Source organism: Pseudomonas sp. GD03903 (assembly GCF_029840045.1).
Classification (GTDB): Bacteria; Pseudomonadota; Gammaproteobacteria; order Pseudomonadales; family Pseudomonadaceae; genus Pseudomonas; species Pseudomonas pseudonitroreducens.
In genome coordinates this window covers 489,588-501,622 of sequence record NZ_JAOCBT010000001.1, presented here as the reverse complement: position 1 = coordinate 501,622, position 12,035 = coordinate 489,588, and the positions used below count along the sequence as shown (strand labels likewise).

General features: G+C 66.4%; 9 protein-coding genes. 6 read left to right on the top strand and 3 right to left on the bottom strand.

From position 1 onward, the window contains the following. Position 1: 1 nt before the first annotated feature. Positions 2-1,069 (bottom strand): flagellar motor protein MotB, encoded by a 1,068-nt coding sequence (gene motB / locus N5C91_RS02165; RefSeq protein ID WP_279827506.1) that lies wholly within the window; start codon positions 1,067-1,069, stop codon positions 2-4. 2 nt (positions 1,070-1,071) lie between these two features. Next, a complete protein-coding gene (gene motA, locus N5C91_RS02160; RefSeq protein ID WP_054906352.1) occupies positions 1,072-1,923 on the bottom strand; it encodes a flagellar motor stator protein MotA in 852 nt (283 codons plus the stop codon). 120 nt (positions 1,924-2,043) lie between these two features. On the opposite strand from motA, the gene N5C91_RS02155 reads away from it, so the two are divergent. The 6 genes from N5C91_RS02155 to N5C91_RS02130 all read left to right on the top strand — a co-directional run bounded on the left by N5C91_RS02155 (position 2,044) and on the right by N5C91_RS02130 (position 10,499). After that, positions 2,044-3,567 carry an HDOD domain-containing protein gene (locus tag N5C91_RS02155; protein ID WP_279827503.1) on the top strand — a complete coding sequence of 508 codons (1,524 nt, stop codon included), beginning with the start codon at positions 2,044-2,046 and terminating at the stop codon, positions 3,565-3,567. Positions 3,568-3,681: 114 nt separating this feature from the next. Continuing rightward, entirely contained in the window at positions 3,682-4,497 is an 816-nt protein-coding gene (rhdA, locus tag N5C91_RS02150; RefSeq protein ID WP_236171285.1) for a thiosulfate sulfurtransferase, read from the top strand. A gap of 3 nt (positions 4,498-4,500) precedes the next feature. Continuing rightward, positions 4,501-5,370 carry an archaetidylserine decarboxylase gene (gene asd / locus N5C91_RS02145; protein WP_236171284.1) on the top strand — a complete coding sequence of 290 codons (870 nt, stop codon included), beginning with the start codon at positions 4,501-4,503 and terminating at the stop codon, positions 5,368-5,370. Between the two features lie 76 nt (positions 5,371-5,446). Next, positions 5,447-6,424, top strand: a complete 978-nt coding sequence (locus N5C91_RS02140) for an HPP family protein (protein WP_279827498.1) — start codon at positions 5,447-5,449, stop codon at positions 6,422-6,424. 128 nt (positions 6,425-6,552) lie between these two features. Further along, complete coding sequence (locus N5C91_RS02135; RefSeq protein WP_279827495.1) at positions 6,553-8,361, top strand: molecular chaperone; 1,809 nt, start codon at positions 6,553-6,555, stop codon at positions 8,359-8,361. Between the two features lie 65 nt (positions 8,362-8,426). Further along, positions 8,427-10,499 (top strand): EAL domain-containing protein, encoded by a 2,073-nt coding sequence (locus tag N5C91_RS02130; protein WP_236199039.1) that lies wholly within the window; start codon positions 8,427-8,429, stop codon positions 10,497-10,499. Between the two features lie 192 nt (positions 10,500-10,691). On the opposite strand, the gene serB is transcribed toward N5C91_RS02130, so the two are convergent. Further along, on the bottom strand, positions 10,692-11,903 hold the full coding sequence (serB, locus tag N5C91_RS02125) for a phosphoserine phosphatase SerB (RefSeq protein ID WP_236199040.1): 1,212 nt from the start codon (positions 11,901-11,903) through the stop codon (positions 10,692-10,694). Positions 11,904-12,035: the final 132 nt, after the last annotated feature.

The window sequence follows — 12,035 nt, the reverse complement described above, 5'->3', positions numbered from 1 at the left end:
CCTACTGCTGCTTGTTCAGCTCGTCGAGTTTCAGCGTGCCACCGTCGTCGAACAGGTTGAGCTTCTGCTTGAGCTGGTCCGGCGGCACGGGGTCGCCCTGCCTGGCCGGCGCGGCATTCGGGGCATCCGGAGCACCCGGCGCAGCTTGTGCCCCCGGCACGGCAGGCGCGGCGCCATCGGCCGGTTTCTCAGCGCCACCGTCCTGTCCCTCGATGGCACGCTGGGCCTTCTTGGTCAGGACAATGATGTCGATGCGGCGATTCACCGGGTTCAGCGGCTGGTCGCGGTCGAACAGCGCCGAGGAGGCGTAACCCACCACGCGGGCGATCTGGTCTTCCGGGTAGCCGCCGGCTTCCAGCGTGCGGCGCGCCGCGTTGGCGCGGTTGGCCGACAGCTCCCAGTTGCCGAAGTCGCCGTTGCCGGCGTAGGGCTTGGCGTCGGTGTGGCCACTGATGCTGATCTTGTTCGGCACCTGCTTGATGGTCTCGGCCAGCGCCAGCAGGATGTCCTCGAAATACGACTGCAGGCGCGCGCTGCCCAGGTCGAACATCGGCCGGTTGTCCGAATCGACGATCTGGATACGCAGCCCGTCCTGGGTGATCTCGAAGAGGATCTGGTCCTTGAAGCGCTTCAGCGTCGGGTTCTCGTCGACCTTGTTCTGCAGCTCCTGCAGCAGCAGCTCCAGGCGCTCCTTCTCCACCTGCTCGGCGACGTCCTGGGCCTGTTGCTCGGTGACCTTGGCGTTCTCGTCCGGGTTGATGCGCGTCTCGTCGGCGTCCGGCTGGGCCTGGATCTGCGGGTTCAGCGTCTTGTCCGGCGCCGGCGTCGGCGTGCCGCCCAGGTCGATGACGTAGGGACTGGCGCTCTCGGTGAAACCGATGGGGTCCTGGAAGTAGCCGGAGATGGCCTTCTTCTGCTCGGGCGTGGCCGAAGACAGCAGCCAGAGCACGAGGAAGAACGCCATCATGGCGGTGGCGAAGTCGGCGAAGGCGATCTTCCAGCCACCGCCATGGTGGCCGGCGGCATAGCGCTTGATGCGCTTGACGATGATCGGCTGGTTGTTATCCATGCTTAGCGCCCACGTACCGCCTGTTCCAGCTCACTGAAGCTGGGACGATGCGCCGGCAGCAGCACCTTGCGGCCGAACTCCACGGCCAGCGACGGCGGCATGCCGGAGGCAGATGCCACCAGGCAGGCCTTGATCGCTTCGTAGAGGTTCAGCTCTTCCTTGGCGTCGTGCTCCAGGGCGTTGGACAGCGGGCCGACGAAACCGTAGGCGGCGAGAATACCGAGGAAGGTACCCACCAGCGCCGCGGCGACGTGGTGGCCGATCTCGGCCTGGCTGCCCTGGCCGAGCAGCGCCATGGTGATCACGATACCCAGTACCGCGGCGACGATACCGAAGCCTGGCAGGGCATCGGCGACGCGGGTCACCGCGTGGGCGGGGTGTTCGAGGTCTTCCTTGAGGCTGCCCAGTTCCATGTCGAACAGGCCTTCCAGCTCGTGCGGCGCCATGTTGCCGGAGGACATGATGCGCAGGTAGTCGCAGACGTAGGCGGTCATGCGGTCATCCTTGAGCACTGCCGGGTACTTGCTGAAGATCGGGCTGGCAGCCGGGTCCTCGACGTCGGCCTCGATGGCCATCATGCCCTCGCGGCGGCTCTTGTTGAGCACCTCATAGAGCATGCCCAGCACTTCCAGATAGAAAGTGTGGGTGAAGCGGTTGCCGAACATCTTCGGCGCCTTCTTCAGCACGGTCATGAAGGTGCTGCCAGGGTTGGCCTGGAGGAAGGCGCCCAGCGCGGCACCGCCGATGATCAGCACCTCGAACGGCTGGATGATGGCAGCAATCTTGCCGCCGGAGAGCATGTAGCCGCCGAGCACGCTACCCAGAATGACGATGATGCCGATGATTTTTGCCATGGGGACCGGACTGAAACTGTGAACAGAAAGGAGGCATGATTCCCGCCTCCCTGTTGTTATCGGAGATTTCGGGCAAGACTATAGGCCGAAAACACTAAAAACCAGTTCGGCGCCTCACGCATGTCTAAGCAAGTGCTTCATCCAGAGCGTCTCAAGGCCTGGCTTAACCAGCTGGAAGATCTGCCTTTGCCGGTTCCACTGGAACAGCGCGATGACATTCGCCGGGCGCTGAACGACAGTCGCCGCTCGATCCGGGACATTTCCGAACTGCTGCAGGACGCACCAACGCTGGCGTTCGCCATCCTGCGCGAAGCCAACCGCGTACCCAGTGTGCGGGACAATCCGGCGGAAAGCCTGGAAGTGGCCCTCAATCGCCTGGGGCTGGCACGTGTCACCCAGTTGCTGGATAGCCTGCCGGCGATGCCGGAGGCACAGATGCCCCGCGCGCTCAGTCAGTTGCTACTGATCAGCCGCCATGCCATGCAGCAGGCCAGCGGCCTGTTCGCCAACCGCCTGGCGCGGCTCTGGCAGGAAATCCACTGGGGCAGCCTGTTCACCCTCGCGCCGTTGTGGGCGCTGGCCACCGCCAGACCGGAGCTGATGGAGAACTGGCAGCGCCAGGTCTACGGCCTGGGCCGCTGCAGCAGCGAAGTCGAAGAGGAACTGCTCGGCACTCCCCTGCTGCCCTTGTGTCGCGCGCTGGCCGACAGCTGGCGACTGCCGGACTGGGTCGGCCAGGGCTACGCCCTGCTCAGCGACGACAAGCGCCTGCTGGTGCGCGCCCTGCACGTCGCCCACACCGAACATGAGCCGCTGGGCCAGCAGCAGCGCCTGGATGCCGACCCGGAACTGCAACGCTGGCTGACCCGCCCGGCCAACACCATTCTCCTGGCCAACAGCATCGCCATGGCCGCGCACCAGTCCTGGGGCGGCGTGCACATGCTGCGCTGGCAGCGCCTGACCAGCCTCTACCTGCAGATGCCGCTGGAAGAGTTGCAACAGACCGTCCACGGCCTCGCCGCGCAGAGCGCCCGTCACCACGCCCGTCCGCTGCTCTGGCACCCGGCCGAGGCGCTGCTGTGGCCCTGGGAGGCGCGCCGCTGGCTCAACGGCCCGAAGGCCGCAGAACCGGCCAAGGCGCCGGATACGCTGGCCGAATGGCGCCAGCACTGTAGCCGCCTGATGCAGACGCCCAGCCCGTTCGGCAACGCCGTGCAACTGCTCGACTGCGCCAGCGACGCCCTGCAGGCCTGCGGGCTGCAACGCGGGATGATCCTGCTGGCCGACAAGGGTGGCAGTTGGCTGCAGGCGCGCCGGCACTTCGGCCTGGACAGCGAGATTGGCGACTTCAAGCTGGAAGTCGCCGCCAGCCCGGTGCTGCGCAAACTCCTGCAACAACCCGGGCAACTGCGCCTGAGCCCAGCCAACATGGCCGAGTTCTCGGCGCTGATCCCCGGCTCGCTGAAGGCGCTGCTGCCCAGCGAACACCTGCTGCTGCGCTCGCTGGGCAACGGCGCGCGAGTCGTCATGCTGGTCGTCTGCGACCGCCTGGAGCAGCCACTGGCGGACTTTCACGCCCAGGCCTTCGGCCGCACCGCGCAGTGCATCGAGCACGCGGTGAAGCAGATGGCGCGGGGCTCGTGATCCGGGAAAGGTTTGCGCCCCGCCTTCCGCCCTTTAAACTAACCGGCCTCACGGGGTAGCCCAGGGCACGCGCTCACGTTGCCTCCCCCACCTTTTTCGCCGGGAGTCTCCGCCATGTCCGCCTTCTCCGCCCTGCCCCTGGTGATCGAACCGGCTGACCTCGCCAGCCGTCTCGATGCTCCGGAACTGATTCTGGTCGACCTGACCAGCGCCGCGCGCTACGCCCAGGGTCACATCCCCGGCGCCCGCTTCGTCGCGCCCGCGCGCACCCAGCTGGGCGGCACGCCGGCGCCCGGCCTGCTGCCGGCCAAGGCCGACCTGGAGGCGCTGTTCGGCGAACTGGGCCACAACCCCGATGCCGTCTATGTGGTCTATGACGACGAGGGCGGTGGCTGGGCCGGCCGCTTCATCTGGCTGCTCGACGTGATCGGCCACGACAACTATCACTACGTCGACGGCGGCCTGCATGCCTGGCTCGCCGACGGCCTGCCGCTGAGCGAGGACGTCCCCGCCGCGGCCGGCGGCCCGCTGCCGCTGACCCTGCACGACGAACCCACCGCCACCCGCGAATACCTGCAGAGCCGCCTGGGCGCCGCCGACCTGGCCGTCTGGGACGCCCGCAACCCCAGCGAGTACAGCGGCCAGAAAGTCCTCGCCGCCAAGGGCGGGCATGTGCCGGGCGCCGTCAATTTCGAATGGACCGCCGGCATGGACCCGGCCCGCGCCCTGCGCATCCGTACCGATATGCCGCAGATCCTCGAGGACCTGGGCATCACCAAGGACAAGGAAGTGATCACCCACTGCCAGACTCACCACCGCTCCGGCTTCACCTACCTGGTGGCCAAGGCCCTCGGATATCCGCGGGTCAAGGGCTATGCCGGTTCCTGGTCGGAATGGGGCAACCATCCCGACACCCCCGTAGAGGTTTAAGGAATGTCGTTCAAAGATCGTCTGTTCATCCTCGCCCAGTACCTGCTGCCGCATCACCTGCTGTCGCGCCTGATCGGCTGCGCTGCGGAATGCCGCGCCCCCTGGTTCAAGGACCGTCTGATTCCCTGGTTCGCCCGTCGCTACCAGGTGGACATGCGCGAAGCCCAGGTCGAGGACCTGCGTGCCTATGAGCACTTCAATGCCTTCTTCACCCGTGCCCTGAAAGACGGCGCCCGGCCACTGGACGAAAGCGCAGGCGCGGTGCTCTGCCCCGCCGACGGCGCCATCAGCCAGCTCGGCCCGATCGAGCACGGCCGCGTGTTCCAGGCCAAGGGCCACAGCTACAGCCTGATGGAACTGCTGGGCGGCGACGCCGAGCGCGCCGCGCCGTTCATGGGTGGCGAGTTCGCTACCGTCTACCTGTCGCCCAAGGATTACCACCGCGTGCACATGCCGCTGGCCGGCACCCTGCGCGAGATGGTCTACGTGCCGGGCCGACTGTTCTCGGTGAACCAGCTGACCGCCGAACAGGTACCGGAACTCTTTGCCCGCAACGAGCGTGTGGTGTGCATCTTCGACACCGAGCGCGGGCCGATGGCCGTGGTGCTGGTGGGCGCGATGATCGTCGCCTCCATCGAAACCGTCTGGGCCGGCCTGGTCACGCCGCCCAAGCGCGAGCTGAAATCCTTCAGCTACGACGAAGCCGCGCGCGCGCCGATCCACCTGGAGAAAGGCGCCGAACTGGGCCGCTTCAAGCTGGGCTCCACCGCCATCGTGCTGTTCGGGCCCGAGCAGGTCAGCTGGGCGGAAAACCTCGCCGCCACCAGCGCCGTACGCATGGGCGAACGCCTGGGTGGCGCGCGCCAGGGCTGACGCCCGTTTCTATAAGGCGGGCGGCCAATGAGCTGCCCGCCGCTGCTTTCCGCCTCATCGTGTTAGTTCTCCTGCCATGAAACGCTTCCTGCACCTGATGGGCTGGCGTGCCAACGCCACCAGCCATCTTGAAAAGTGGCTCTCCGCAATCGGAGCGCTGTGCGGCATCGCCGCTATCTACGCCGTCACCCACTGGATTCTGCCCAGCGAAGCGGCCATCTGGGTCGTCGCCTCCATGGGCGCCAGCGCCGTGCTGCTGTTCGCCGTACCCCATGGCGTGCTGTCGCAGCCCTGGGCAGTTCTCGGCGGCCAGGTACTCTCGGCCTGCGTCGGCGTCATCTGCCAGAAACTCTTTCCCGGCCAGCCGTTCACGCCCGCTCTCGCGGTCGGCGCGGCGATCCTGGTCATGCACTACGCGCGCTGCATCCATCCACCGGGCGGCGCTACCGCGCTGGCAGCGGTTTCCGGCGGGCCAGCCATCACGGCCCTGGGCTTTCACTACGTGCTCAGCCCGGTACTGCTCAACGTGGTGCTGATCCTCGCGGTCGCCGTGGTCTTCAACGGTCTGTTCGCCTGGCGTCGCTATCCCGCGCCGCTGGCACGCCTGCCCGCCACGCCGAAGCTGCCCGCCGGCCCGGCGCCCGAAGACCTCTACCACGCGCTGCGCAAGATGGATTCGTACATCGACGTGCAGTTCGACGACCTGCTGAAAATCCTCCAGCTGGCCCAGGAACATGCCCAGGCGCAGCGCCTGACGCCGGACGACATCCTGCTCGGCGCCTGCTACAGCAATGCCCTGAGCGGCGACGCCTGGGCCGTGCGCCAGGTGATCGACGACCATCCGGACAAGCGCAGCCGCCAGGACCAACTCGTCTACAAGGTGGTCGGCGGCGCCGGCAAGGGCAATACCGGCGTCTGCCGGCGCCAGGACCTGCTCGACTGGGCCGCGCATCCGGTGCTCGCCCAGGGCGACGGCTGGGTACGCAGCACGGCGCAGGAGTCGGCGAAGAACGCCCTGCAACGGCAGATCAAAGGCGAGACCGCTCTACCGTGACCTGTTCGCGCACCATCCGGGCGATGGGCTGCGGCGGGCGGCGGATGCTGCTAGAGTTCGGAAAAAGCCGACAGTTATGACCAACCGGTTCGTACAACGAGCCGGCTTGTGGAGAAACGATTGCCACCATGGACAACAGTCCCCAGCAGTTTCTACGTGTCCCCACCCCGACGCACGAGAGCCTGAGCTTCTGCAACGCCAATGCGCGTGAGCTGAAAAACTGGCTGGATCACCTGCCCAAGGCCAACCTCGGGGAAACAGCCCGCCAGCTTTACCAGGGGCTGATCGAACTCAACCAGCTCAAGCTGCCGGTCGAGACGCGCCTGCAGTTGCTGGAACTGTTCCGCCCGGAAGTCCACTTCGTCTGCCATAACCTGGAACGGCACTTCCTCAACCAATCCATCGTCCTCGACGAGCGCCCGCGCAAGGTCGCCAACCTCTGCCAGGCCCTGCAGAACCACCTCGCCATCGGCTACAAGCTGATCGTTGTACGCGAAGCTTCGCGCTTCACCCGCGAGCGCGCCCAGGCCACCACCGCTGCTATCCAGCGCGCTATCCGCAGCCTCTGCGGCCCGCTGGTGCGCGCCTCGCAGCTGTATTGTCCGGTGCCGGAAAACCTCTGGCTGGAGCTCCACCAGCTCTACCAGCTTGCCCGCCAGCACGGCCTGCAGCACACGCCGGTGCGCGATGCCTTGGCGCGTCAGTCCCAGGGGCTGTCCATCGAACAGTCCTACCTGGTGGCGCTGATGCTCGGCTCCGCGCGCTGCAACCAGATGCGTCAGAACAACATCGCCCGTGTCGCCGAAGTCCTCGAGGGCTGGACGGCGCAGGTGAAAGTCCAGGCCGCCGATGCGCCCTCCACCCTGTTCGTGGTGGTGCCGCAAGTCGACGGCCCGCCGCGCTACCGCACCCTGTTCAAGGAAAGCGACCTCGCCGGCAGCCTCGGCATCGACCCGCAGCCGCTGGTGGACCTGATCCGCGAGTACCTCCTGTTGCCTCCGGAAAGCCGCGCGCAGGCGCGCCTGAAGGTTCCCGAGGGCGTCAGCGTCGACCTGCTGCAGCACCTTGCGGCGGCCTGGGGCGACATCGCCGAACGCACCTTCCACCGCACCCCCGGCCAGGGTCAGCTGACCCTGTGCATCGGCATGAGCGCCCTGCATTACTTCCTCGCTGGCCGCAGAAACTTCAACGACGTGCTGAAGATCCAGGTGCAGGAACAGGTACCGGCCTTCAAGGCTGACGTGAAGGATGCCTGGTCCGGCGCCTTCGACGCGCAGAAGGTCAACGACTGGCAGCCCGGCATGCCGCTGGAAGAAATCGAGTACACCGCACCGCGCGCCAACGACGACAGCGGCCTGAACGTGGCGCAGGAATCCCCGCGCGACGACTACCCGGTGTTCACCCTGAACATCGTCAACCACAGCCCCGGCGGCTACTGCCTGACCTGGCCGAAGGATATCCCCAGCCAGCTGCAGGCCGGCGAGATCCTTGGCATCCAGGACACCCCGGAGCACAGCTGGAGCGTCGCCGTGGTGCGCTGGATTCGCCAGGTCCGTGGCGGCGGCACGCAGATGGGCATCGAGCTGATCGCTCCGCTCGCGCAACCCTGCGGCCTGCAGTTGCTGCGCAAGACCGAACAGGGCAGCCAGTATCTGCGCGCCCTGCTGCTGCCGGAGATCGCCGCGATCTCCCGCCCGGCCACCGTCATCACCCCGCGCCTGCCGTTCCAGGAAGGCAATCGCGTGCAGCTCAACCTGCAGGGTGACGAGCGTCGCGCTACCCTGACCCGCAAGGTCACCGCCACTGCCAGCTTCACCCAGTTCGAATACCAGGCGCAGGATGCAGCCGGCACAGCGAGCGATAAGCCCATCACAGCACCGAATGCTCGCGGCGCTGGCGGGGAGGAAGACTTTGACTCGCTCTGGAAGTCTCTGTAGATTCCAGGCGATCCCCTTTCGTCGCCTTTTTGCTGCCGTCCAGCGCGGTATAAGCAGTCTTCTCCATGGCCAATGAAAAGAAAACCATCCGCCTGCTGATCCTGGAAGACTCGCAGAACGAAGCCGAGCGCCTGGTCAGCCTGTTCCGCAACGCCGGTCGTGCGACCCGCGTCCACCGCATTACCTCCAGCGAAGACCTGACGGACATCCTGTCCCAGGGCTGGGACCTGCTGATTGCAGCCCCCGAAGCCGAGGCGCTGGAGCCGAGCGAAGCGCTCAGCACCATCCGCCGGCAGGCCAAGGATATTCCCTTCATCCAGCTGGTCAGCGGCAACGACTCCGATGCCGTCACCGAGGCCCTGGCCCTCGGCGCGCAGGACGCCCTGCCGCAAGGCGAGGACGAGCGGCTGATCCTGGTAGCCAACCGCGAACTGGCCAACCTCGAGGAACGCCGCGCGCGGCGCGCCGCCGAAGTCGCGCTGCGCGAAGCGGAGAAGCGTTGCCAGTTGCTGCTGGACAGTTCGGTCGACGCCATCACCTACGTCCACGACGGCATGCACATCTACGCCAACCGCGCCTACGTCGGCCTGTTCGGCTACGAGGATGCCGAGGAGCTGGAAGGCATGCCGATGATCGACCTGATCGCCGGCTGCGACCAGGCCAACTTCAAGGACTTCCTCAAGGGCTATCAGACCACCGAGGACAATGCCGACCTCGCCTGCAGCGGTATCCGCAGCGACGGCCAGGCCTTTGCCGCGCGCATGACCTTCTCGCCGGCCACCTATGACGGCGAGCCGTGCATCCAGGTGGTGATCCGCGCCGAGTCGGACAACGCCCAGCTCGAGGAAAAACTCCGCGAAGTCAGCAGCCAGGACCTGGTTACCGGCCTGTTCAACCGCGCCCACTTCCTCGACCTGATGGACACCGCCGTGGAGCGCGCAGTGACCGCCGGACAGCCGGCGACCTTCGCCTACATGCTGCTCGATCGCGCCCAGGCCCTGCAGCTGGAACTCGGCGTCGCCAGCATCGACCTGCTGCTGGCGGACCTGGGCAACCTGCTGCGCGGGCAGTTCCCGGAGCAGGCGCAACTGGCCCGCCTGAGCGACGACGTGTTCGCCGTGCTGTTGCCGGGCGAAACCCCAGAGCAATCGGTCCCGCGCTTCAACGCCCTGCTGAAGAAAGTCGAAGGCCATCTGTTCGACATTCATGGCCGCACCGCGCAGATCACCCTGTCCATCGGTACCGCCGGGCTCGACGAGAAGACCACCCGCGCCCAGGAAGTCATCGAGCGCGCCCACCGCGGCGCCGATGAAATCGCACAGAAGGACGGCAACGGCCTGAAGGTTTTCAACCCGGCCGACGAACTGGCTGCCGCCGCCTACCGTGGCGACATCAGCGCGATCATCCGCCAGGCGCTGGAGCAGAACAGCTTCCGCCTGCTGTTCCAGCCAATCATCAGCCTGCGCGGCGACACCCACGAGCACTATGAAGTGCTGCTGCGCCTGCTCAATCCGCAGGGCGAGGAAGTGCCGCCGGCGGACTTCCTCAATGCCGCCAAGTCCAGCGGCCTGGCCGAGAAGATCGACCGCTGGGTGCTGCTCAATTCCATCAAGCTGCTCTCCGAACATCGCGCCAAGGGGCATGAGACCAAGCTCTTCGTGCACCTCTCCGGGCCCAGCCTGCAGGACCCGGAACTGCTGCCGTGGCTGAGCGTGGCGCTGAAGGCCTCGCGCCTGCCGGCCGACGCGCTGATCGTGCAGATCAGCGAGCCGGACGCCATCGCCTACCTGCGCCAGGCCAAGGTGCTGAGCCAGGGCCTCGCCGAGCTGCACTGCCAGGTCGCACTGTGCCAGTTCGGTTGCGCACTCAACCCGTTCAACACCCTCAAGCACATGAACGTCGACTTCGTGAAGGTCGACGGTTCCTACGTGCAGGACCTGAACACGGCGGAGAACCAGGAAAACCTGAAGACCCTGATGGCCAGCCTGCACGCCCAGGCCAAGCTGACCATCGTCCCGATGGTGGAAAGCGCCACCGCGCTGGCCACCCTGTGGCAGGCCGGCGCCAACTACATCCAGGGCCGCTACCTGCAGGGCCCGAGCCAGGCGATGGACTACGATTTCGCCTCGGACGAGTAAGCGGAAGTTACGGCGGAGCTCCAGTATTGGGGTTGATCGATCGCGGACAGAGTCCGCTCCTACCCCCGGCCTGAGCGTAGGAGCGGACTCTGTCCGCGATTGGGTTGGCTCCACGCCGAACCATCCGTAGCATGCGAAAACAAAAAAGCCGCCCCTTGGGACGGCTTTTTTGCAGCGACAACTCAGCGCTGGTCAGGCACCTTCGCGATCGCGGAAGCCGAGCAGGTACAGGATGCCATCCAGCCCGAGGGTGGAGATCGCCTGCTTGGCCGACTGCTTGACCAGCGGCTTGGCGCGGAAGGCCACTCCCAGGCCGGCCAGACCGAGCATCGGCAGGTCGTTGGCGCCGTCGCCCACGGCAATCGTCTGCTCCAGCTGCAAACCTTCCTTCGCGGCCAGCTCGCGCAGCAGGTCAGCCTTGCGCTGGGCGTCGACGATGGGCTCGATGGCCACGCCGGTCAGCTTGCCGTCGACGATCTGCAGTTCATTGGCGAATACGTAGTCGATACCCAGCTTCGCCTGCAGTTGCCTGGCGAAGTAGCTGAAGCCACCGGAGAGAATGGCGGTCTTGTAACCCAGGCGCTTGAGCTCGGCGAACAGGGTCTCGGCGCCTTCGGTCAGGCGCAGCGAGGCGCCGATCTCTTCCAGCACGTCTTCGGACAGACCCTGCAGCAGCGCCAGGCGCTCCTTGAAGCTGGCGCGGAAGTCCAGCTCGCCACGCATGGCGCGCTCGGTGATCTCGGAGACCTGCTCGCCGACGCCGGCGGCCTTGGCCAGCTCGTCGATCACTTCGGCCTCGATCAGCGTCGAGTCCATGTCGAACACCGCCAGGCGACGGTTGCGGCGGAACACCGAGTCCTGCTGGAAGGCGATGTCGACGTTCAGCTCCTGGGCCACGCTGAGGAACTCGGCGCGCAGCGCCACCGGGTCGGCCGGTTCGCCGCGCACGGAGAATTCGATGCAGCCCTTGCCCTGGTCGGCCGGCATGTCCAGCGGCATGCGCCCGGACAGGCGATCGATCTGGTCGATGTTCAGGCCGTACTTGGCGGTGATCGAGCTCACCCGCTGCAACTGCTCGGCGGTTACCCGGCGAGTCAGCAGGGTGACGATGTGGCGCGGCTTGCCCTGGCCACCGACCCACTGGCGGTAGTCGTCTTCGGAGACCGGCGTGAAGCGCACCTGCTGATCGAGTTCGTAGGCCGTGAATAGCACGTCCTTGAGCACCGAGGAAGCCCGCTGGTTATCCGGGATTTCCACCAGGATGCCGAAGGAGAGGGTGTCGTGGATCACCGCCTGGCCGATATCGAGGATGTTCACGCCACCCTGCGCCAGGACGCCGGTAATGGCTGCGGTGAGGCCGGGGCGGTCTTCCCCGGTGATGTTGATCAGGACGATCTCGCGCAAGGCGCTGTCTCCGCCATGGAAAAAAGGCGGTCATTCTACCTGCTTTCAGTGCCTGCGGATGCTCCGCTCGCCCACCCGCGCAGCGGCACCGCCGATCGGAATGCACGGTGGATCGGCATGGCACGCCGACTT